Below are 22,385 nucleotides of genomic sequence, written 5' to 3' on the forward strand. Positions count from 1 at the left end.
CGCCAATTGGCGGGTTTGTTGTTTAACCAGAGTGCATCAGGCCTTCGGTGGCTGATCCGAAACAGGCCGGTTTTGCCCGGTTTGTTCGAACCAGCCGCCACCCAGAGCCTTGTACAGCGTGACTTCACTGGTCAGCTGTGACAGGCGGTCGGTGATCAACGATTGCTGCGCGCTGAACAATGAACGCTGGGCATCGAGGAAGGTCAGGTTGCTGTCGATGCCAATCCGGTAGCGACGCTCAGCCAACCGGTAGTAATCCTGGTTGGCGTTCACGAAGTCGGTTTGTGCCTGCAACTGCTGGTTGTAGGTCTGACGAGCTGCCAGGCCGTCAGAGACTTCCTGGAAGGCCGTCTGGATGGTTTTTTCGTACTGTGAAACGGTGATTTCTTTCTGGATTTTCGAGTAGTCCAGGCTGGCGCGCAAAGCCCCTGCGTTAAAGATCGGCAGGTTGATTTGCGGCGAGAACAACCAGGTACCCGAACCGCCTTTGAACAGGCCCGACAGATCCGGACTCAAGGTCCCGGCATTGGCCGTGAGGCTGATGCTCGGGAAGAACGCTGCACGCGCCGCGCCGATGTTGGCGTTGGCGGCCAACAGCTTGTGCTCGGCCTCGAGGATGTCCGGGCGACGTTGCAGCAAGTCGGATGGCAGGCCGGCCGGTACTTCGCTCAACAGATCAGCTGCCAGTGGCTGGCTGGCCGGCAAGTTGTCCGGGATGGTGGTGCCGAGCAGCAGCGCGAGGCTGTTCTGATCCTGAGCGACCTGGCGGGTGTAGCGCGCCAGTTGCACCCGGGCATTCTCGACCGAGGTGCGCGACTGACTGACATCCAGTGCCGAGGCAACCCCTACTTCATTGCTGCGCAGGGTGAGCTTGTAGCTCTGATCGAACGCCTTGAGGGTGTCTTCGGTCAGCTTCAGCAGCTCTTTGTCAGCCTGCCAGGTCAGGTAGGCATTGGCGACACTGGCCACCAGACTGATCTGGGTGGTGCGTCGGGCTTCTTCGGTTGCAAAGTAGTTCTGCAACGCCTGGTCGCTCAGGCTGCGTATCCGGCCGAACAGGTCCAGCTCGTACGCGCTGACCCCGAGGGTCGCCGAATACTGGCTGGTGATACCGGCTTCGCCGGTTTGCGACAGGTTCGCCGGGGTCCGTTGACGGCTGCCGCTGCCATTGGCGCTAACCGCCGGAAACAGGTCGGCACGCTGGATACGGTACTGCGCGGCATACGCGTCGATGTTCAACGCGGCGACCCGAAGGTCGCGGTTGTTGACCAGGGCCGTTTGAATCAGCTGCTGCAGGGCCGGGTCATGGAAAAACTGACGCCAGCCTTGTTCTGCAGCGGCCTGGTTGGCCGCCTCGTTTGGCGAGTAGGCCGGGCCCTGCGGGTATTGCGCCGCTACCGGCGCCTCAGGGCGCTGGTAGTCCGGGATCAGCGAGCAGCCGCCCAGGGTAAATGCGGCGACAGCGAGGGCTAGAAGGGACTTGCTCATTGGCCAGCCTCGTTGTTTGGTGTTTTAGTCAGGTCCACTTTCTTCTCGGAATCTTTTTTGCTGCCAAAGGACGATACGGCGACAAAGAACAGCGGCACCCAGAACACGGCCAGTACTGTGGCGGTGATCATGCCACCGATTACGCCGGTACCAATAGCGTGCTGGCTGCCCGAGCCTGCGCCCGTGGAGATGGCCAGCGGGATCACACCCAGGACAAACGCCAGCGAGGTCATGATGATTGGCCGCAGACGCATGCGGCAGGCCTCAATGGCCGCCTCGGTCAGTGTTCGTCCCTGTTCATGCAGTTCCTTGGCAAACTCGACGATCAGAATGGCGTTTTTCGATGCCAGACCGATGGTCGTCAGCAGGCCTACCTGGAAGTACACGTCGTTGGACAACCCCCGCAGGCTGGTAGCCATAAGTGCACCGATAATCCCCAGCGGAACAACCAGCATTACCGCAATCGGGATCGACCAGCTTTCATACAGGGCTGCAAGGCACAGGAATACCATCAGCAAGGAAATTGCGTACAAGGCAGGTGCTTGCGAACCTGACAGACGTTCCTCGTAAGACAGACCTGTCCAGGAAATACCTACACCGGGCGGCAGCTTCTTGGCCAGGGCTTCGACTTCAGCCATGGCTTGACCGCTACTGTAGCCCGGGGCCGGAGCACCGAGTATTTCCATTGCTTCCACGCCGTTATAACGCGACAGCTTGGGCGGACCGTAGATCCATTCGCCCTTGGCGAAGGCCGAGAAAGGCACCATGGTTCCCTGGTCGTTGCGCACATACCACTTCTTCAGGTCTTCGGGGTTCATCCGCGAGTCAGCTTCGCCTTGCAGGAATACCTTCTTGACCCGACCGTGGTCGATGAAGTCGTTGACATAACTGGCACCCAGACCGATGGACAGGGTGTTGTTGATGTCCGAAAGACTCAGGCCCAGGGCGCGAGCGGCTTCATCGTCGATCAGCAGTTTGTATTGCGGCTCATCGTTCAAGCCGTTTGGACGCACACCGGCCAGAATCTTGCTTTGAGATGCCATGCCCAGGAACTGGTTGCGGGCCTCCATCAGCTTCTCGTGACCGATACCGGAACGGTCTTGCAGGTAAACGTCAAAACCTGTGGCGTTACCCAGCTCCATTACAGCTGGCGGGGCAAAGGCGAAGACCATTGCATCGCGGTAGCTGGAGAACACTTTCTGCGCCCGTGCGGCCAGCGCAAACACGCTGTTGTCCGCATCTCGTTCACCCCATGGCTTGAGCATGATGAACGCCAGACCAGAGCTCTGGCCGCGGCCGGCAAAGTTGAAGCCGTTCACGGTAAACACCGAAGACACAGCGCCCGATTCATCGGTCAGCAGGTATTCGCGCATCCGGTCTACCACCTGCTGAGTGCGCTCTGCAGTGGTGCCCGCGGGAGTTTGAACCTGTGCAAACAATACGCCCTGGTCTTCTTCCGGGAGGAAGGAGGTAGGGATACGGGTGAACAGGAACACCATACCAACCACAATCAGGACATAAGCCAGGAAGTACGGAGCCTTGTGACGCAGAATGCTGCCGACACCTTTCTCGTAGCGTTTCACGCCACTGTCGAAAGTACGATTGAACCAGCCGAAGAAACCGCGCTTGTTCTCGCCGTGATCTCCCTTCTGGATCGGCTTGAGCATGGTGGCGCACAGGGCCGGGGTGAAGATCAGTGCAACCAGTACCGACAGGCCCATCGCCGAAACGATGGTGATCGAGAATTGGCGATAGATCACACCGGTGGAGCCGCTGAAGAAGGCCATCGGCAGCAGTACCGCCGACAGTACCAGGGCAATACCCACCAGGGCGCCCTGGATCTGCTCCATGGATTTCTTGGTGGCTTCCTTGGGCGGTAGTCCCTCTTCGGACATTACCCGCTCAACGTTTTCAACTACCACAATCGCATCGTCCACCAGCAAGCCGATGGCCAATACCATGCCGAACATGGTCAGGGTGTTGATGCTGAAACCTGCAGCGGCCAGGATCCCGAAGGTACCCAGCAATACAACCGGTACTGTCATCGTGGTGATGATGGTGGCACGGAAGTTCTGCAGGAACAGGAACATCACCAGGAACACCAGGGCGACAGCTTCGACCAGGGTTTCGAGAACCCCTTCGATCGATGCCGAAACCACTGGCGTGGTGTCATACGGGTAAACGACTTTCATGCCTTCCGGGAAGAAGGGTTCCAGACCGTTGATGGTTTCACGCAATGCCTTTGCCGTGTCCAGGGCGTTCGAACCCGGGGCCAGCTTGATCGCGATACCCGATGCCGGTTTGCCGTTGAATTGCGCGCTGACGCTGTAGTTTTCACCACCCAGGGCAACATCGGCGACATCGCTCAGGCGTACCTGGGAACCGTCGGTGTTGACCTTGAGCAGGATCTTCTTGAACTCATCTGCAGTCTGCAGACGGGTTTTACCGATGATGGTCGCGTTCAGCTCCTGACCTTTTACCGCAGGCAGGCCGCCCAGTTGCCCGGAGGACACCTGTACGTTCTGTGCGCTGATGGCCGATTTAACGTCCACCGGAGTCAGGTTGTACTTGTTCAGCTTGAGCGGGTCGAGCCAGATACGCATGGCGTACTGGGCACCGAACACCTGGAAGTCGCCCACACCTTCGGTACGGGAGATCGGGTCCTGCATGTTGGAAACGATGTAGTTGGACAGGTCGTCCTTGTTCATGCTGCCGTCTTCAGACACCACACCGATAACCATCAGGAAGTTTTTCACTGCCTTGGTTACACGGATACCTTGCTGCTGAACCTCTTGAGGCAGCAGGGGCGTTGCCAGGTTGAGCTTGTTCTGCACCTGAACCTGAGCGGTGTCAGGGTCGGTACCTTGCTCGAACGTGGCGGTGATGCTCATGCTGCCGTCGGAGTTGCTTTCCGAGGACACATAACGCAAGTGGTCAATACCGTTAAGCTGTTGCTCGATTACCTGAACCACGGTGTCCTGCACAGTTTGCGCCGAAGCGCCCGGGTAGGTCACAGCGATCGAGATGGCAGGCGGTGCAATGCTCGGGTACTGGTTGATCGGTAGTTTGAGGATCGATAGAGCCCCGACCAGCATGATCACCAGGGCAATTACCCAAGCGAAAATCGGACGGTCGATAAAAAATTTCGACATGGTTTACTCCCCTTTACTGCCTGCAGCTTTTTCTGTTGCCGGGGCAGATGCCGGGGTTTCGCCTTGTGGTTTTTCCATGATTTTCACTTCAGCACCAGGCTTGATGAATTGCAGCCCGTCGACGATCAGGCGATCACCAGCGTTCAGGCCTTTTTCTACCAGCCAGTTGCTGCCCACGGTGCGCGAAGCTTGCAGCACGCGCAGTTCTACCTTGTTGTCCGGCCCAACGATCAAAGCTGTCGGTTGGCCCTTGAGGTTGTGGGTCACGCCGATTTGAGGCGCGAGAATCGCATCGCTGTTGATGCCAGCTTCCAGTTGCGCGTGGACAAACATGCCCGGCAACAGAGTGTCGTCAGGGTTCGGGAACACCGCGCGCAGGGTTACGGAACCGGTGGTTTCGTCAACCGATACTTCGGTGAACTCAAGGCGACCTTCTTGCTGGTACTCACTGCCGTCCGGAAGGGTCAGCTTGACCTTGGCGGCGTTATCTCCGGCCCTCTTCAAGCGGCCACTGGCCAGATCGCGGCGCAGCTCGAGCATTTCGACCGAGGATTGGGTCACGTCAACATAGATCGGGTCCAGTTGGGTGATCACTGCCAATGCGTCTGCCTGGCCACTGGTCACCAGTGCGCCCTCAGTAAACAGCGAGCGTCCGATACGGCCGGACAGCGGTGCCAAAACCTTGGTGTAGCGCAGGTTGACCTGGGCGGTATTCAAAGTTGCTTCGGCTTCGAGGCGGGCGGACTCGGCGTTGTCGTATTCCTGACGGCTTACGGCTTGTTCTGCAACCAGCTGCTTGTAGCGCTCAGCCAGGGACTTGGCCGACTGCAAAGTGGCCTTGGCGCTCAGGACGTTGCTTTCGTAGATGGCTGGATCGATCTGATACAGCTGCTGGCCGACTTTAACGTCACTGCCTTCTTTGAACAGGCGCTTGAGAATAATCCCGTTCACCTGGGGACGAACTTCTGCCGAGCGATAGGACGTAGTCCGGCCTGGCAGGTCATTGGTCAGGGTAAAAGGTTGGGTTTTCAGCGTCACGACGCCGACCTGAGGGATTTGTGGGGCAGGTGCCGCCTCTTCCTTTTTACATCCGCTGAGCAGCGAAGCTAGGGCGATGGCAGCAACCAGAGCGGTAACAGCTGGCTTGAATTGCATGAAAATCCTCGGGTCAGGCACGCGAAAGCGCACAAGAATAGTGGAAGGGTAAAGAAAGCTGTTCCGGGTGGATAAGTAGCTTGCCAAGGAATATACTTACATTCACGGCTGTTTGTAAATAGCGGCGGCGTGCCGCAGCATGCGTCACAAGGCCCTTTTCTATGTTTGAAGTAGTCCGGGATAAGGCATAACAAACGCCACCCGATGTTGGTTTGGACGAGCGGCCGCAATTGTCCAGATCCTCCTGATTGAGGTTTGTATTGCCATGGTCCGTCGTACCAAAGAAGAAGCTCAGGAAACCCGGAGCAAAATCCTCGAAGCTGCCGAGCAGGCCTTTTATGAGCGGGGTGTTGCGCGTACCACGCTGGCTGATATTGCAGCACTGGCGGGTGTAACCCGTGGCGCGATTTACTGGCATTTCAGTAACAAGGCCGACCTGGTGCAGGCCATGCTGGACAGCTTGCATGAGCCCCTGGATGAACTGGCCAAAGCCAGTGAAAGTCAGGACGAACTTGATCCGCTCGGGTGCATGCGCAAGCTGCTGGTTCATTTGTTTCGCCAGGTTGCCATCGATCCACAAACCCGGCGTATCAATGAGATTTTGTTTCATAAGTGCGAATTCACTGACGAAATGTGTGACCTGCGCCGTCAACGCCAAGTGGCGAGTGTCGACTGTAACAGTCGAATCGAGCTTGCCCTGAATAATGCCATCCATCGCGAGCAACTCCCGAAGACCCTTGACGCCCGCCGCGCGGCTATCTGTCTGCACGCCTATATCGACGGTATTCTCGGCCAATGGCTGCTGGTCCCCGATAGTTTTGAGCTGCACAAGGAAGCTGAGACCTGGGTCGACACAGGGATAGAGATGCTGAGCCTGAGCCCAAGCTTGCGCAGCCGAGAGCAAATTGGTGAAGAGTCTAGTCCGATCGAACGATAAGGCGAGGGAAGATTCAACTCTGCTTTCGGTATGGCTTCGAGATGCCTTTATATACGTCTAGGGCGCGGCTTTAAAGATAGCGAGCTATGTATTTTGTAATGCAATTGTTAAGCCCCCCGTCGATCCTGGGTCAAGTCGGCTCAGTCTGTACGTCAGTGCTGACAACCTGGGGGCTGCGGGTATTTATTTCTGCGCCTCTGTCACTCATCCCTAGAGTTCGCGCGTCTGCTTCCCCTACACTCGAAGAGCGCTTGGGTCGATGGCCGGAGCAGCCAAAATCGCAGAGCGGGCGACTGCCAGTATGTTTGTGCGCTCTGGACGAAAGCAAAGATGCTGCGACCGGGATGCAGGCGTCGTGGCCAATTCGAGGAATAACCAGTGAACAAGATCTACTCGAGTGCCGAATCCGCCTTGCAGGGGATCGTCGAAGACGGGATGACCCTGGCAGTGGGTGGTTTTGGGTTGTGCGGCATCCCGGAGGCCCTGATTGCAGCCTTGCGTGACACGGGCAAGCGTGAGTTGACGGTTATTAGTAACAATGCGGGCGTGGACGGGTTCGGACTTGGCCAACTGCTGACGACCCGTCAGATCCGCAAAATGATTTCTTCTTATGTAGGCGAGAACAAAGAGTTTGAGCGCCAATATCTGGCCGGCGAGCTTGAACTGGAGTTTACCCCCCAAGGTACTCTGGCCGAGAAGTTGCGTGCAGGCGGCGCGGGTATCCCGGCGTTTTACACCAAAACCGGTTACGGCACCCTGGTGGCAGAAGGCAAGGAAACGCGTGAGTTCGATGGCGAGTGGTTTGTCATGGAGCGTTCACTGCGTGCCGACGTAGCGCTGGTCAAAGCCTGGAAGGCCGATAAATCCGGCAATCTGTTATTCAACAAAACCGCGCGCAATTTCAACCCGCTGGCTGCAATGGCGGCCAAGGTCTGTGTGGTTGAAGTAGAAGAAATCGTCGAAACAGGTGAGATCGAACCTGATCAGGTGCATTTACCGGGGATTTACGTACAGCGTCTGGTACTTAATCCCACTCCGGAAAAACGCATCGAACAACGCACTGTGCGGAGCGCCTGAACATGGCCTGGACTCGTGAAGAAATGGCGCATCGCGCCGCCCAAGAATTACAGGACGGTTTTTACGTCAACCTTGGTATCGGTTTGCCGACTTTGGTAGCCAACTATATACCCGAGGGCATGGATGTCTGGCTGCAAAGTGAAAACGGCCTGCTGGGCATTGGCCCGTTTCCTGGTGAAGACGAAGTGGACGCGGACCTGATCAACGCCGGCAAGCAAACCATCACCACGTTGCCTGGCAGCAGTTTTTTCAACAGTGCCGACTCGTTCGCGATGATTCGCGGCGGGCATATCAACCTGTCGATCCTGGGGGCGATGCAGGTCTCCGAAAAAGGCGATCTGGCGAACTGGATGATTCCGGGCAAGATGGTGAAAGGCATGGGCGGTGCCATGGACCTGGTCGCTGGAGTCAAACGTGTGGTGGTGCTTATGGAACACACCGCCAAGGGTGGCACGCACAAGCTGCTTAAGCAGTGCGATCTGCCGCTGACAGGGGTGGGGGTGGTTGACCGTATCATCACCGATCTGGCCGTGCTTGATGTGACCGATCAAGGGCTAAAGCTGGTTGAGCTGGCCTCAGGCGTGACGCTGGAAGAGCTCAAAGAGGCGACCGGCTGCGCCATTAATGGCTAACCGGATGACTGGCGGGCGGCGGTCGCATCGCCGGCAAGCCGGCTCCCGCACTGGAGCTGTGGCGGGCTGAGGGATTGATATCCCGCCCGCTGCTTGTGGGAGCCGGCTTGGCGGCGATACAGGCGGTGCGATAGCTGTGCCAAAAACGCAAAAAGCCCCGGCTCGCAGGAGACGGGGCTTTTTGCTGCAGCGTGAATCAGCGTTCCAGATCTTTGATCTTGCCTTTCACACCATCAAACTCTTCCGCGTCCGGCAGAGCGTCTTTCTTCTCAGTGATGTTTGGCCAGATTTCAGCCAGCTCAACATTCAACTGAATGAATTCTTGCATGTCAGCGGGCACTTCATCTTCAGAGAAGATGGCTTGCGCCGGGCATTCAGGCTCACAAAGCGCGCAGTCGATGCACTCATCCGGGTGAATCACCAGGAAGTTCGGGCCTTCGTAAAAGCAGTCCACCGGACAGACTTCTACGCAGTCGGTGTACTTGCACTTGATGCAGTTGTCGGTGACGACGAAGGTCATTTCTAATTTTCTCCTCAGGCGGCGGCAGCGAATCCCTTCCAGGACGGGTTCGCCGGGCTCGGGAGTGATATCTACAGACCAGGCTAAAAGGTCAGTAGCATCCCGAACCGCGCGCGATTCTATCAGCTTGAACGCATCAGCGTTAGATGCGTGTCTTTAATGTGTAGAGCAAATCAAGTGCTTTACGTGGCGTCATGTTGTCCAGATCGAGCTTGGACAGGTCGTCCAGCACCGGATGCGGCAGGCTGGCAAACATGTCGCTTTGCTGTGGCGGTGATTTTTTACCGGGCGTCGGACGGGGTGCTTCATGGGGCAGACTGGTGGTCTCCAGACGGCTCAAGTGCTCGCGGGCCCGGGTGATGACTTCGGGCGGCACGCCGGCCAGCTGGGCTACCGCCAGGCCATAGCTCTGACTCGCCGGGCCCGGCAATACATGGTGCAGGAACACGATTCGCTCATTGTGCTCGGTTGCGCTCAAGTGCACGTTGGCCACCAGCGGCTCATTTTCGGGCAGTACGGTCAGCTCGAAATAGTGCGTGGCAAACAGGGTGTAGGCGCGCAATTGGGCGAGACGTTCTGCCGCAGCCCAGGCCAGTGACAGGCCGTCGAAAGTACTGGTGCCGCGTCCAACTTCATCCATCAGCACCAGGCTGCGCTCGGTGGCGTTATGCAGGATGTTGGCGGTTTCGCTCATTTCAACCATAAAGGTCGAACGCCCGCCCGCCAGGTCATCGCTGGAACCGATTCGGGTGAAGATCCGGTCCACCAGCGACAGCTCGCAACTGGCAGCAGGAACGAAGCTGCCTATGTGCGCCAGCAGTACGATCAATGCGGTCTGGCGCATGTAGGTCGATTTACCGCCCATGTTAGGACCGGTAATCACCAGCATGCGGGTGTTGTCATCCAGCGCCAGGTCGTTGGCCACGAACGGCGTAGTCAACACTTGCTCTACCACCGGATGGCGGCCCTGGTTGATGCGCATGCAGGGTTCGTCAACAAAGCGCGGGCAGTTCAAATCGAGGTTCAGCGCGCGTTCGGCCAGGTTGCTCAGGACATCCAGCTCAGCCAGGGCAGCGGCGGTGTCCTGCAGCGGCGGCAGCTCACCGATCAGGGTTTCGAGCAATGCTTCGTAGAGCATTTTCTCCCGGGCCAGTGCACGGCTTTTCGCCGACAGGGCTTTGTCTTCGAAAGCTTTGAGTTCCGGGGTGATAAAACGCTCGGCGCCTTTTAGCGTCTGGCGGCGGATGTAATCAGCCGGGGCTTGCTCGGCCTGCTTGCTTGGCAGCTCGATAAAGTAGCCATGTACCCGGTTGTAACCGACCTTGAGGTTGGCCAGGCCGGTTCGGGCTTTTTCCCGGGCTTCCAGATCGATCAAAAACTGTCCGGCGTTTTCGCTCAGTGATTGCAGCTCATCCAGCTCGGCGTCATAACCGGTTTTCAATACCCCGCCATCGCGGATCACCGCCGGCGGGTTGTCGTTAATTGCTTTTTCCAGCAATGCCGCCAGCTCTGGATAGGTACCGGTGCTGGTGGCCAATTGCTGCAGGTGTGGTGCTTCGAGCCCGATCATCGCGTCTTGCAGTTCGGGCAGGGCACCCAAGGCATCGCGCAAGCGCGCCAGATCTCGCGGGCGCGCATTACGCAGGCCGATACGGGCCAGAATGCGCTCCAGATCGCCAATCTCTTTAAGCTGCGGCTGCAGTTTTTCGAAACGGTAGCCATCCAGCAAGCAGGTAATCGACGACTGGCGGGCCAGCAGCACAGGCAAATCGCGCAATGGGCGGTTCAGCCAGCGGGTCAGCAAACGGCTACCCATTGACGTCTGGCAGCGGTCCACCACGGACTGCAATGTATTGTCGCGACCACCGGCCAGGTTGGTGTCCAGCTCCAGGTTGCGTCGACTGGCACCGTCGAGCACCACGGTATCGTCGAGGCGTTCATGACGCAGGCTGCGTAAATGGGGCAGGGCGGTACGCTGGGTTTCCTTGGCGTAACTGAGCAAGCAACCGGCAGCGCCAATGGCCAGGGTCAGGTTCTCGCAACCGAAGCCTTTAAGGTCTTGGGTTGAAAACTGTTGGCACAGACTTTTCAGCGCCGAGTCGCGCTCAAAGTCCCAGGGTGCACGGCGTCGAACGCCACGGCGTTTTTCCGCAGGCAGGCCTTGGGGCCAATCGTCCGGGATCATCAATTCAACCGGGTTGATGCGCTCCAGCTCGGCCAGCAGGTTTTCCCAGCCTTTGATTTCCAGTACCGAGAAATTGCCACTGGTGATGTCCAGTACCGCCAGACCAAACAAGCGTTCGTCGCCCAGCACCGCTGCAATCAGGTTGTCACGACGCTCATCTAGCAGCGCCTCATCGCTGACCGTACCCGGGGTGATGATGCGCACCACCTGGCGGTCAACCGGGCCCTTGCTGGTCGCCGGATCGCCGACCTGTTCACAAATCACCACCGACTCGCCGAGTTTTACCAGCTTGGCCAAATACCCTTCGGCGGCATGGTAAGGAATCCCGCACATCGGAATCGCCTGCCCGGCCGACTGCCCGCGCGCCGTGAGGGTGATGTCCAGCAACTTGGCGGCTTTCTTCGCGTCTTCATAGAAGATCTCGTAGAAGTCGCCCATGCGATAGAACATCAACTGATCAGGGTGCTGGTTTTTCAGGCGCCAGTACTGCTGCATCATCGGTGTGTGGCTGGAGAGGTCGGAGCTGTTTTTACTCATGAGAGGCTTAGGCGGATTCGTTTTGAAAGTGGGGAAAGGCAGGCGCGCAGCCTGAGATTTTCATAATGGTCGCAAGGTTAACATGTCAGCTACCCGCATCTACAGAGGGACTCCGGGCTGCTATTAATAGAAGAAATTGCGTTTGCCATCTGCAAACAGCGCCAGCACTATTCCCGTCATGTCTAAACGAACTGTTTCAACTGTCCTCAACGAACTGCTGGTTCGTCACCGGATCAGCGCCATGGCGCTGCACCGCAGTACCGGTGTGCCGCAGTCCACGCTGTCGAGAATTTTGAGCGGCAAGATTGCCGATCCCTCTGATCGGCACATCTCCAGAATTGCCGAATACTTCCGCATCAGTACGGATCGGCTGCGGGGTCGGGACGATAGTCATCTGCTTGTCCCGAGCGAGCACCTGCACCCGGAGTTGCATGATATCTGTCTGTGGGATGACGACACCCCGGTGGCGGATGACGAAGTCTCCATTGCGTTCCTGCGTCAGGTGGAGCTGGCAGCCGGGACGGGGCGCTTTGCCATTGAAGAGAGCGAGCGTGCCCGGCTGCGTTTTGGCAAGCGCAGCCTGCGCCACAATGGCGTGGAGTTTGACCAGGCAAAGTGCGTGACAGTGCGCGGCGACAGCATGCTGCCGGTGTTGCGCGATGGTGCAACGGTTGGCGTCAATGCAGGCAAGCGCATGCTCGATGAGGTCGTCGACGGTGATCTGTATGCGATCAATCACAACGGTGAGCTGCGGGTAAAGCAGCTCTATCGTCTGGCAGGCGGGATTCGTTTGCGCAGCTTCAACCGGGATGAATACCCGGATGAAGACTATGCCTACAACGATCTGGAGGATGAACAACTGGTGATCCTCGGACATGTGTTCTGGTGGGGGATGTACGCTCGCTAGCGCAAATTTCAAAAAAAAGCCCACATGAACGTGGGCTTTTTTTTGTCTTTTTAAAGACCAATCCTACGGTCTGCGCCCTCTTTGTTGGCTTGTACAGGTGCGCTGAAAAATATATGCACTGATGCATTGACTGTATATCCATACATGCATAGTCTTTGCTTCATGGCAGTTTTCAAGTGCAGGGAGGCGACGTAACCGATAGCGCCCGCTTTCAGTCCAGGCCAGAAACTGGCGCTTATCAATTAAGGAATCAGGAGTGATGACATGCTGAATGAACCGCAACTACTGCTGGAGATGCCGGTTTTGCTGGTCATTCTTCTTGCCCTGGTGGGTGGCATTTTTGGTGAAATGTGGCGGGCCGACAAAGACGGCGCCAGCGGATGGTTGCTGGTGCGGCGCCTGGCCCTGCGTTCGGGGGCCTGCATGGTGTGCGGTGTCTCGACTTTCATGCTGCTGTACGCGGCAGGGATGTCTATCCTGGCGGCCGGTGCTTTTGGTTGCCTGACCGCTTTGGCCGGAGCGGATGCAGCCATCAGTCTGTACCAGCGCTGGGCGGCCAAGCGGCTTGGGGTCGATGGCTCTGCCGATTCTCGGATTGAACCGTAAGAGCGGTAGCTTTTTCCTGTGGGATGTCTGTCATGACAGTGGAGCCGTCTTGCAACACCCGGCTGCTCGTGTAGGTTATGGCGCTTACTGACCCCATCGGGAGAGAACCATGGACCCAATATCTCGACTCGCAGCTGAACTTGGGCACCAGTTACAAACTCTGAACGCTCAAGTAACGACCGCCGAGTCCTGCACCGGGGGGGGCATTGCAGAAGCCATCACCCGAATTGCCGGCAGTTCCGCCTGGTTTGAGGCGGGTTTTGTAACCTACTCCAATCAGCAAAAGACCCGGCAGCTGAATGTCCCGCAACCTTTGTTTACCCAGGTAGGCGCAGTCAGTCGCGAGGTCGTCGAGGCGATGGTGCGTGGCGCGCAGGTGCAAAGTGCTGCGCGGTTTGCCGTAGCGGTAAGTGGTGTTGCCGGGCCGGGCGGCGGTTCGCTGGACAAGCCGGTTGGTACTGTCTGGCTGGCGTGGGGGGTTGGCAATGAGGTTTCGGCCGAGCGCAGGCACTTTGCCGGGAATCGCGATGAAGTACGTCGGCAAACGGTGATTGCCGCTCTGGAAGGGCTAATACGCCGAACGGTACGAGAAATAAAAAATCAGGGGTAGGCGATCGTTTATCGCTGTGGAATAATACTGGCTACTTATACAGTTATCGGCCGTCAGGCCTTATTGATTACGAGAGGACTTTAATGGACGACAACAAGAAGAAAGCCTTGGCTGCGGCCTTGGGTCAGATCGAACGTCAATTCGGCAAGGGCGCCGTGATGCTCATGGGCGATCAGGAACGCCAGGCAGTTCCGGCGATCTCTACCGGTTCGCTGGGTCTGGACATCGCACTGGGCATTGGCGGTCTGCCTAAAGGCCGTATTGTTGAAATCTACGGTCCAGAGTCTTCGGGTAAAACCACGCTCACCCTGTCGGTGATTGCCCAGGCGCAAAAAGCCGGTGCAACTTGCGCCTTCGTTGATGCCGAGCACGCTCTTGATCCTGAATACGCAGCCAAGCTGGGTGTGAACGTTGATGACCTGCTGGTCTCCCAGCCAGACACCGGTGAGCAGGCTCTGGAAATCACCGACATGCTGGTGCGTTCCAATGCAGTAGACGTGATCATTATCGACTCCGTTGCTGCACTGACGCCCAAAGCTGAAATTGAAGGCGACATGGGTGACATGCACGTCGGCCTGCAAGCCCGTCTGATGTCGCAAGCGCTGCGTAAAATCACCGGTAACATCAAGAACGCAAACTGCCTGGTGATCTTCATCAACCAGATCCGGATGAAAATCGGCGTGATGTTCGGTAGCCCGGAAACCACCACGGGTGGTAACGCGCTGAAGTTCTACGCTTCGGTTCGTCTGGATATCCGCCGCACCGGCGCGGTGAAAGAAGGCGACGTGGTTGTCGGTAGCGAAACCCGTGTCAAAGTGGTCAAGAATAAGGTTGCCCCGCCATTCCGTCAGGCTGAGTTCCAGATTCTTTACGGCAAGGGCATCTACCTCAATGGCGAGATGATCGACCTGGGCGTTTTGCACGGCTTCGTCGAGAAAGCGGGCGCCTGGTACAGCTATAACGGCAGCAAGATCGGCCAGGGCAAGGCCAACTCCGCCAAGTTCCTGGACGACAATCCTGATATCAAGGACACCCTTGAGAAGCAGCTGCGTGAAAAACTGCTGGGTCCAAAGACCGATAGTGAGCTTGCAGAAATAAAGAGCATGCCAAAGATGAGCAAGGCTGCCAAAGAAGCTGCAGCGCTGGCTGAAGCCGAAGAAATGGAAAACGCTAACGACAGCGATAACTGATAGACACCATGACGGCTGTTCTGGATAACCTCGTCGCGGTACGACGAACTGCAATGGACCTGCTCGCGCGACGTGAGCACGGTCGAGTCGAGCTGACGCGCAAGCTGCGTCAGCGAGGCGCTTGCCCCGACATGATCGATATCGCCCTCGACCGTTTAACGGAAGAGGGGCTGTTATCGGAGTCGCGCTACCTCGAAAGTTATATTTCCTACCGTGCCGGTTCTGGTTATGGCCCTTTGCGTATTCGCGAAGAGCTTAACCAGCGTGGCTTGCCCCGTGGGGATGTCGAGGAAGCGTTGCGCGAATGCGGCTTCAACTGGCAAGAAAAGCTGGAAGATACCTGGCGGCGCAAGTTTTCCGGGCAGATGCCGGACGATGCAAAAGAGCGTGCTCGCCAGGGGCGCTTCTTGAGTTACCGGGGTTATCCGCTTGAAATGATCGGCCGTCTGCTAAGTGGCCGAGAGTTCGATGACTGATAGCACTCAGTGTTGCTCTGTCATATAGCCTTCTGCTGCATTCCGGACACAAAGGTGCTACTTGTCGGCGCGAACTTGTTGCAGGAGCGAGTTTGCTCTGCGAGCTGATCCTGAGTTGAAACACTCGGATCAGCTCGCAGAGCAAACTCTGTTCCTGCAGGACGTTTGAAGTGTTTGACGAACGCTTACCTTTTTACCGAGTTACTGACTCACTCAGTACTGGCCCGGGTCCATTATCTACTTCAGCCCAGTTCTGCGGCAGGTTGATAAAATCGATCAACTCTCGCAGTCGCCCTTGATTACGGCCACTAAATGCAAAGCTCAGGCAGGTGAGGTGGCTGAACTTGGGGTCTTCATGTTCAAAGCCTTCATAGCCCTGTTGCACGTAACTGCCGCTCAGGCAGATATCGGCAAATGTCTGCTGTATATGTTGCAGAGCCGAAATGCTCACGGGGCGCTTCATGCGTATCACAAAGTCTTTGGTCAACCAGCGGCTTGAATGGAAGTTGCTGTAGAACTGATTGATCTCGGCCACGGCCTCCTCGGCTGTATGGACCAGGCGCATCAACTTCAAATCATTGGGCAGAATGTACTGGTGGGCCTCCAGTTGATTGCGAATGAAGTCCAGGGCGCTTTGCCAGAATGTTCCACCGGGCATATCCAGTAACACCACGGGTACCAGGGGCGTTTTGCCGGTTTGCATCAATGTCAGTACTTCCAACACTTCATCCAGGGTGCCAAAGCCGCCCGGGCACATGACCAGCGCATCTGCTTCTTTTATGAAAAACAGCTTGCGGGTAAAGAAGAAGTGAAATGCCAGCAGGTTGGCCGTGCCGTTGATGGTGGGGTTGGCCCGTTGCTCAAACGGCAGGGTGATATTGAAGCCCAGGCTGTGTTCCAGCCCTGCGCCTTCATGGGCCGCCGCCATGATGCCGGCGCCGCCTCCGGTAATCACCATGAAATCTGACTTTGCCAGGGTTGCGCCCACCTGGCGGGCCAGTGCATACAGCGGGTGCTCAACGGGTGTGCGAGCCGAGCCGAAGACTGTCACTTTACGCTGGCCCTTGAACTGCTCCAGCACGCGGAAGGTTTTTTCGAGTTCGCGAATGGCTTGCAGGGTTATCTTGGCATTCCAGCGATCAAAGTCGTCGTGGGCCATGCGCAATATGGTCAGGATCATCTCGCGATAAAGCGGGCGATTAGGGCTATTTGACGCAATCTGCTGCAATTGTTCATCGACCTGTCGCGCAAGGTCCAGGCCCTGGCTTTCGAGAAGCGCGAGTGGCTCATTGGGTTGATCAGGCATGTACTTCTCCTTGTGTACAACATCCAGGATGGCGCCGCAAACGGGGCTGGCGCGCAGACACTTAGTGTCCAGCTGATGGCTTGATCATGGTCTTGCCGCATCCTGACTGGCAATAGCTAATTGCCTGATGTGCATGAAGAATGGTCGCTGCAGTGCAAGGGGGAGGAGGCAGGGGTCACACGCCGTATGGAGTTACGGCGTGTTGACGCAATGAAGAGAAAATCAGTTTTTCCGCTGGCAATTGTCAGCGCCGATGTCCTGGACCAAGACCGACTTGCCGGTTTTATATTCCGTGATAGCGAAGCGCATTGTGGCGCCCTTGGCCATCAGTTTGCGGAAGTTCGGGTTGCTGCACACGCTGCGGCCCAGTTGTGGCACTGCGGCTTCCGGGGCGGAACGCATTTGTGCAGCCAGGGTCGGGCTGGCTTCCAGATTGTTGATCAATACCGTGCCATCGACGGTAAAACCTTTATCCAGAAGGTCGGCATTGATTGCGCGCGGCTTTCCTTCATTACTTTTTTCAGCCACCTGCTGCAGGTTTTTATTCAGATTGAATTCTGCAAGAGAGGCCGCTTGTGCGCCCAATGGCAGTGCAAGCAATAGAGCTACGGCTGGAATAATGGTGCGCAACATGAATCTCTCCTGATTGACGTGACGCAGGGTTTGACCCGTCATAGATCTGTGCGTTCAGTGGCGCAGGAGTATAAGGCCAGCATGAGCTGACAGGAAATGCCAAAGGTCATGGGGGCGAGTGCCGGCGCTCTGCCTCTGTTAGACTTCGCGCCTTTCTATTGTTTATCTGCTTGTGCGCCACTCATGGCGAATAAGCGGTTGGCGCCTTAAGTAAAAAACCATGACCCAGATGACCTTTTCCCCTAATGCAGTGGCCCGTTTACGAGACGAGCGTGAAGAGGAGAGCACCAAACCCTATTTGTCGCGGGGGTCACGGGCACCGCGTTGCCATACCTGTCGCGTTATAGAAAGCCATTGCCTGTGCAGTTGGCGGCCCAGGGTTAACGCGCGCTCGGGTGTGTGCCTGATCATGACCAAAAAGGAAGTGTTCAAGCCCAGCAATACAGGTTGGCTGATCGCTGATGTGGTGAGTGACAACTTCGCCTTTATCTGGTCGCGAACCGAGACCGATGAGGCGTTGCTCGCTTTGTTGTCTGATCCGCAGTGGCAACCCTATCTGGTATTCCCCGGAGAATATGTCGAGCCAGGACGTGTGACCCACACGGTGGATATCGACAGCAGCAAGCGCCCGCTGTTTATCTTGCTCGACGCTACCTGGACTGAAGCGCGCAAGATATTTCGCAAGAGTCCGTACTTCGATGCCTTGCCTATTTTAAGCCTGCTGCCGGAGAAACTCTCACGCTACCGTTTGCGCAGATCCACCCGCAGTGAGCACCTGTGTACCGCCGAAGTGGCCAGTTTGTGCCTCGATCTTGCGGGCGATAGCGACGCATCCACGGCGCTGGACGCGTATTTCGATGTCTTCAGCCAGCATTATCTGGATGCCCGGAATCAACTGCCGATGAATGAGTCCAGCGCGGCGCATCTGGAACTGGGTACTTTTTGTAAAAGACCTTCCCAGGAATCGGTCTCAATAGACTAAAGAAGTAGCGCTACAATTTTCGCGCAAATGCAGTTGAGTGCCCGAGAGGGTGAGGATGATAGCGTCGTGATGGCTTCAGTTTGGATCGGGACCTCAAGTTTTCAACTTGACCACCCCAGTCGTGCTGGGCATGCTTGGCGCCGATTCGGCTGCAACTGCTGCTAAAGCGCCCATATTTTCCGACGTTTAGCGTAAATCGCGCCCTTTGATGCACAGTATTTGCGCTGTTGCTCGAATTGCCTTAGCGAGTACTGGAATACATCAGGGCTCGCCTGAAAAACAGGATCATTTAAAAAATGGCCACATACGAAATCCTGATAGCCGACGACCATCCACTGTTTCGCAGTGCCTTGCATCAAGCCGTGACTATGGGGCTGGGTTCTGATGTTCGTCTGGTTGAAGTCGCCAGTATTGCCGAGCTTGAAACACAGCTGGCAGTAAAGGCCGATTGGGATCTGGTACTGCTCGACTTGAACATGCCCGGCGCCTATGGTTTTTCCGGGCTGGTATTGCTGCGTGGCCAGTACCCGCAAATTCCGGTGGTGATGGTTTCAGCCCAGGAGGAAGCCTCGATCATGGTGCGCTCCCGTGAGTTTGGAGCCAGTGGCTTTATCCCCAAGTCCAGCTCGCTGGAAGACATTCAGAAGTCGGTACGGGCTGTGCTGGATGGCGATGTGTGCTGGCCGCCCCAGGCGTTTGAGGATGTACAGGTGTCAGCCGAGGCCAAGGCTGCGAGTGAGGGCCTTGCCAGTCTCACGCCCCAGCAGTTCCGGGTGCTGACCATGGTCTGCGAGGGTCTGCTGAACAAGCAGATCGCCTATGAGCTGAGTGTTTCCGAAGCGACCATCAAGGCGCACGTAACCGCCATTTTCCGTAAACTGGGGGTTCGTACCCGGACCCAGGCCGCGTTACTCTTGCAGCAACTTGAATCAATTTCGAGCCATTAAACTTGCCGCTCTTCACGTTTTTTTGACAAAGCGTGAACTAGCGTTCCCCTCTCATTTTTTACGCAGTAGCCTCTCTATGTCGCCTTTTAAAGGTAAAACCGGATTTAAACGGATTTTGAATGCCGGCGGCTACTCGCTGGACGGTTTGCGCGCGGCCTTTACCGGTGAAGCCGCTTTTCGCCAGTTGGTACTGCTCAATGTCGTGTTGATCCCGCTGAGCTTCTTTCTGAATGTCAGCCGGGTAGAGCGCGCCTTGTTGATCGCGGTATGCCTGCTGGCACTGATCGTTGAATTGCTGAACTCGGCGATCGAAGCGGCCATCGACCGCATCTCGCTCGATCTGCACCCGCTGTCCAAAAACGCCAAGGACATGGGCAGCGCCGCCCAGTTTGTGGTGCTGACCATGATTGCCGTGGTGTGGGCAGTGATTCTGCTTTAAGCGATTGTCGGCAATACGATCTCGTCGCTGCGCTGCACCCCCGCGGTGAAAGCGCGGCACAGTTCCAGAAATTCGCGCATGGCCGAGGTCTGATACTTCTTCTTGTGCCAGATAAAGAAGAACTGCCGGGCCAGATCCAGGTCGGGGGTCTCTACAGCGACCAGACTGCCGCGTCGAAAGGCGTCACGTAATGCCAGGCGAGAGATGCAGCCTATCCCCAGGCCTGACTCCACGGCGCGTTTGATTGCTTCGGTATGTTCCAGTTCGAGACGGATATTGAGCGTGCTTTGGTGATGGCGCATCGCCTGATCAAATGTCAGACGGGTGCCGGAGCCTTGTTCGCGCAGAATCCAGGCTTCATGGGCCAGCTCTTGCAGGGAGGCATGGCCGCGCGCAGCCAGTGGATGTTGTGGGGCGCAAAACACCACCAGTTCATCTTCAACCCAACTCTGGACTTCGATGTCGGGGTGGCTGCAATCGCCTTCAATCAGACCCAGATCAATTTCATAATGCGCAACTTGCTGCACGATATGCGCAGTGTTTTGCACAATCAGTTTCACCTGGCTTTCCGGGTGAGCCTGCATGAAGCTGCCGATCAGCAAGGTGGCCAGGTAATTGCCAATGGTCAGGGTCGCGCCCACGGTCAATGAACCAAAGCCGGACTTGCCGTTGAGCAGGTCTTCGATTTCCTTGGCCTGATCCAGCAGGGCGACTGCCTGTGGCAGCAGTTGGCGGCCCAGCGCGTTGAGGCTTAAGCGTTTGCCTGCGCGATCGAACAACTGGCAGCTGGTCTGGCGCTCGAGTTCGGTGATTGAAGTACTGGCAGCAGATTGAGATAGGGCCAACAAGCCGGCAGCGCGAGACACGCTCTCCTGCTGGGCGACGGCAACGAATACCTGGAGTTGTCTGAGAGTAAATCGCATATCGATATAACCGATAACCCTTATCTTAATAATTCAGTTAACAGATATTGTCGTCGCCATTAGAATGTTATGCAATCGCGCCCATAGTCAGCGCTGGCGAATTTAGGAGCCCCGTACATGAGCAACATGAACCACGAACGTGTCCTCAGTGTTCATCACTGGAACGACACCCTGTTCAGCTTCAAGTGCACCCGTGACCCGGGCCTGCGCTTTGAGAACGGTCAGTTCGTGATGATCGGCCTGCAACAGCCCAATGGCCGTCCGCTTATGCGTGCCTATTCGATTGCCAGCCCGAACTGGGAAGAGCATCTGGAGTTCTTCAGCATCAAGGTGCCGGATGGCCCGCTGACTTCCCAGTTGCAGCACTTGAAGGAAGGCGACGAGATCATCATCAGCAAAAAACCGACAGGCACCCTGGTGCTTGACGATTTGAAGCCGGGCAAGCATTTGTATCTGCTGAGCACCGGTACGGGCCTGGCGCCATTCATGAGCGTCATCCAGGATCCGGAAACCTACGAGCGTTTCGAAAAAGTGATCCTGTGCCACGGTGTCCGTTACGTCAACGAAGTTGCTTATCGCGAGTTCATCACCGAGCACTTGCCACAGAACGAGTTCTTCGGCGAAGCGCTGCGTGACAAGTTGATCTACTACCCGACCGTGACCCGTGAGCCATTCGAAAACGAAGGCCGCCTGACCGATCTGATGCGCAGCGGCAAGCTGTTCAGCGATATTGGTTTGCCACCGATCAACCCGCAGGACGACCGCGCCATGTTGTGCGGCAGCCCGAGCATGCTTGATGAAACCAGCGAAGTGCTCAACAGCTTCGGGCTGAAAGTTTCGCCGCGTATGCGCGAGCCGGGTGACTACCTGATCGAGCGCGCCTTCGTCGAGAAGTAAGCGTCGCCGATTGAAAAATGTGGGAGCTGGCTTGCCAGACTCCCACATTTTGTTTGCGGCTACTGCTTCGGGATCACTTCCAGCACACGTATCACATCCGGCTGCGGGTAATGCCAGCGTACGTCCAGATCCCAAAAGCGGGCACCGTATTCGCGCTCTGGAGCAGGAATCTGGTAGGCCGGGCGTGGGTCCTGGGCCAGGCATTGTTCAATCAGCTCCACCAGCGGCTCTTGCAGGCGCAGGGCCTGGCTGTGTGCCTGTTGCAGGGCAGAGTCAGTCCAGTGCACGGGAATCAGCACCGGCGCGGCGCTGGCCATGCTGTTGCTGGCACTATCGATGATATCGGCGTAGGGCACGTACGGTTTGATGTCGAGAATAGGCGTCCCGTCCAGCAGGTCAATTCCCGAGATAAACAGCCGACCGGCTTCAACCCTGTCCAGCTTCACCACGGACTGGCCTATGCCATTGGGGCGATGGGTGGCGCGGGTGGCAAACACCCCCAGCGACTTGTTGCCCCCCAGGCGCGGCGGACGCACCTTGAGCCGGGGTTTGTCTTCCAGTGCCTGATGGAACACAAACAGCAGCCAGACATGGCTGACCTGCTCCAGGCCCTGCACGGCATCGCCTTGATCGAAGGGCGCGACCAGCTCCAGCACGCCACGGGCGGCCGGGGTCAGTTGCGGCTGGCGCGGAATGGCGAATTTCTCTTTGAAGCAAGAGCGCACAAAACCGATCGGGGAGACGCTGTAGGTCAAAAGTCATGCCTCTGTAGGAGCGAGCTTGCTC

21 protein-coding genes are annotated in these 22,385 nt (G+C 57.0%); 12 read left to right on the forward strand and 9 right to left on the reverse strand.

What is annotated here, in order from left to right:
* Positions 1 to 36 precede the first annotated feature (36 nt).
* Genes adeC through JQ848_RS05210 form a run of 3 tightly spaced genes read right to left on the reverse strand, consistent with a single transcriptional unit; the run spans position 37 to position 5,795 of the window.
* Entirely contained in the window at positions 37 to 1,488 is a 1,452-nt protein-coding gene (gene adeC, locus JQ848_RS05200) for an AdeC/AdeK/OprM family multidrug efflux complex outer membrane factor (RefSeq protein WP_003443061.1), read from the reverse strand.
* The gene (locus JQ848_RS05205) at positions 1,485 to 4,640 is read right to left on the reverse strand and encodes an efflux RND transporter permease subunit (protein ID WP_003443058.1); all 3,156 of its coding nucleotides are present in this window, start codon (positions 4,638 to 4,640) and stop codon (positions 1,485 to 1,487) included. The genes adeC and JQ848_RS05205 overlap by 4 nt, the downstream gene beginning before the upstream one ends.
* Before the next feature lie 3 nt (positions 4,641 to 4,643).
* Entirely contained in the window at positions 4,644 to 5,795 is a 1,152-nt protein-coding gene (locus JQ848_RS05210; RefSeq protein ID WP_003443055.1) for an efflux RND transporter periplasmic adaptor subunit, read from the reverse strand.
* A 265-nt stretch (positions 5,796 to 6,060) separates the two neighbouring features.
* Between JQ848_RS05210 and JQ848_RS05215 the strand changes: the two genes are divergently transcribed.
* The 3 genes from JQ848_RS05215 to JQ848_RS05225 all read left to right on the forward strand — a co-directional run bounded on the left by JQ848_RS05215 (position 6,061) and on the right by JQ848_RS05225 (position 8,441).
* Positions 6,061 to 6,732 carry a TetR family transcriptional regulator gene (locus JQ848_RS05215; protein WP_003443052.1) on the forward strand — a complete coding sequence of 224 codons (672 nt, stop codon included), beginning with the start codon at positions 6,061 to 6,063 and terminating at the stop codon, positions 6,730 to 6,732.
* Between the two features lie 378 nt (positions 6,733 to 7,110).
* Positions 7,111 to 7,809 carry a CoA transferase subunit A gene (locus tag JQ848_RS05220; RefSeq protein ID WP_003443050.1) on the forward strand — a complete coding sequence of 233 codons (699 nt, stop codon included), beginning with the start codon at positions 7,111 to 7,113 and terminating at the stop codon, positions 7,807 to 7,809.
* Positions 7,810 to 7,811: 2 nt separating this feature from the next.
* The gene (locus JQ848_RS05225; protein WP_160626872.1) at positions 7,812 to 8,441 is read left to right on the forward strand and encodes a CoA transferase subunit B; all 630 of its coding nucleotides are present in this window, start codon (positions 7,812 to 7,814) and stop codon (positions 8,439 to 8,441) included.
* Between the two features lie 196 nt (positions 8,442 to 8,637).
* On the opposite strand, the gene fdxA is transcribed toward JQ848_RS05225, so the two are convergent.
* Together fdxA and mutS are read right to left on the reverse strand one after the other, a co-directional pair.
* On the reverse strand, positions 8,638 to 8,961 hold the full coding sequence (gene fdxA / locus JQ848_RS05230; protein WP_003443045.1) for a ferredoxin FdxA: 324 nt from the start codon (positions 8,959 to 8,961) through the stop codon (positions 8,638 to 8,640).
* A 142-nt stretch (positions 8,962 to 9,103) separates the two neighbouring features.
* Positions 9,104 to 11,683, reverse strand: coding sequence for a DNA mismatch repair protein MutS (mutS, locus tag JQ848_RS05235; protein ID WP_010655682.1), 2,580 nt, complete (start codon positions 11,681 to 11,683; stop codon positions 9,104 to 9,106).
* Between the two features lie 178 nt (positions 11,684 to 11,861).
* Between mutS and JQ848_RS05240 the strand changes: the two genes are divergently transcribed.
* The 5 genes from JQ848_RS05240 to recX all read left to right on the forward strand — a co-directional run bounded on the left by JQ848_RS05240 (position 11,862) and on the right by recX (position 15,472).
* Positions 11,862 to 12,590 (forward strand): LexA family transcriptional regulator, encoded by a 729-nt coding sequence (locus JQ848_RS05240; RefSeq protein ID WP_083912790.1) that lies wholly within the window; start codon positions 11,862 to 11,864, stop codon positions 12,588 to 12,590.
* Between the two features lie 264 nt (positions 12,591 to 12,854).
* A complete protein-coding gene (locus JQ848_RS05245) occupies positions 12,855 to 13,196 on the forward strand; it encodes a phage holin family protein (protein WP_003443035.1) in 342 nt (113 codons plus the stop codon).
* Positions 13,197 to 13,305: 109 nt separating this feature from the next.
* Positions 13,306 to 13,806, forward strand: coding sequence for a CinA family protein (locus JQ848_RS05250; protein ID WP_003443032.1), 501 nt, complete (start codon positions 13,306 to 13,308; stop codon positions 13,804 to 13,806).
* An 83-nt stretch (positions 13,807 to 13,889) separates the two neighbouring features.
* Positions 13,890 to 14,996: a recombinase RecA gene (gene recA, locus JQ848_RS05255; protein ID WP_160626874.1), complete on the forward strand. Its 1,107-nt coding sequence runs from the start codon at positions 13,890 to 13,892 to the stop codon at positions 14,994 to 14,996.
* An 8-nt stretch (positions 14,997 to 15,004) separates the two neighbouring features.
* Positions 15,005 to 15,472: a recombination regulator RecX gene (recX, locus tag JQ848_RS05260; RefSeq protein ID WP_003443026.1), complete on the forward strand. Its 468-nt coding sequence runs from the start codon at positions 15,005 to 15,007 to the stop codon at positions 15,470 to 15,472.
* A 193-nt stretch (positions 15,473 to 15,665) separates the two neighbouring features.
* On the opposite strand, the gene JQ848_RS05265 is transcribed toward recX, so the two are convergent.
* Complete coding sequence (locus JQ848_RS05265) at positions 15,666 to 16,778, reverse strand: LOG family protein (protein WP_003443023.1); 1,113 nt, start codon at positions 16,776 to 16,778, stop codon at positions 15,666 to 15,668.
* Positions 16,779 to 17,000: 222 nt separating this feature from the next.
* Complete coding sequence (locus JQ848_RS05270) at positions 17,001 to 17,411, reverse strand: PA3611 family quorum-sensing-regulated virulence factor (protein WP_003443021.1); 411 nt, start codon at positions 17,409 to 17,411, stop codon at positions 17,001 to 17,003.
* Positions 17,412 to 17,640: 229 nt separating this feature from the next.
* Here JQ848_RS05270 and JQ848_RS05275 point away from each other — a divergent pair, with 229 nt between their 5' ends.
* The 3 genes from JQ848_RS05275 to JQ848_RS05285 all read left to right on the forward strand — a co-directional run bounded on the left by JQ848_RS05275 (position 17,641) and on the right by JQ848_RS05285 (position 19,779).
* Positions 17,641 to 18,393, forward strand: a complete 753-nt coding sequence (locus JQ848_RS05275; protein ID WP_029612271.1) for a tRNA-uridine aminocarboxypropyltransferase — start codon at positions 17,641 to 17,643, stop codon at positions 18,391 to 18,393.
* A 296-nt stretch (positions 18,394 to 18,689) separates the two neighbouring features.
* Entirely contained in the window at positions 18,690 to 19,340 is a 651-nt protein-coding gene (gene erdR / locus JQ848_RS05280) for a response regulator transcription factor ErdR (RefSeq protein ID WP_003443017.1), read from the forward strand.
* Between the two features lie 76 nt (positions 19,341 to 19,416).
* Positions 19,417 to 19,779, forward strand: coding sequence for a diacylglycerol kinase (locus JQ848_RS05285; protein ID WP_003443016.1), 363 nt, complete (start codon positions 19,417 to 19,419; stop codon positions 19,777 to 19,779).
* Here JQ848_RS05285 and JQ848_RS05290 read toward each other — a convergent pair.
* Complete coding sequence (locus tag JQ848_RS05290) at positions 19,776 to 20,702, reverse strand: LysR family transcriptional regulator (protein ID WP_003443015.1); 927 nt, start codon at positions 20,700 to 20,702, stop codon at positions 19,776 to 19,778. The genes JQ848_RS05285 and JQ848_RS05290 overlap by 4 nt on opposite strands.
* A 117-nt stretch (positions 20,703 to 20,819) precedes the next feature.
* On the opposite strand from JQ848_RS05290, the gene fpr reads away from it, so the two are divergent.
* Positions 20,820 to 21,599, forward strand: a complete 780-nt coding sequence (gene fpr / locus JQ848_RS05295; protein ID WP_003443014.1) for a ferredoxin-NADP reductase — start codon at positions 20,820 to 20,822, stop codon at positions 21,597 to 21,599.
* A 59-nt stretch (positions 21,600 to 21,658) separates the two neighbouring features.
* On the opposite strand, the gene tsaA is transcribed toward fpr, so the two are convergent.
* A complete protein-coding gene (tsaA, locus tag JQ848_RS05300; RefSeq protein WP_202210329.1) occupies positions 21,659 to 22,354 on the reverse strand; it encodes a tRNA (N6-threonylcarbamoyladenosine(37)-N6)-methyltransferase TrmO in 696 nt (231 codons plus the stop codon).
* Positions 22,355 to 22,385 lie beyond the last annotated feature (31 nt).

Source organism: Pseudomonas paraversuta (assembly GCF_904067025.1).
Lineage (GTDB): Bacteria > Pseudomonadota > Gammaproteobacteria > Pseudomonadales > Pseudomonadaceae > Aquipseudomonas > Aquipseudomonas paraversuta.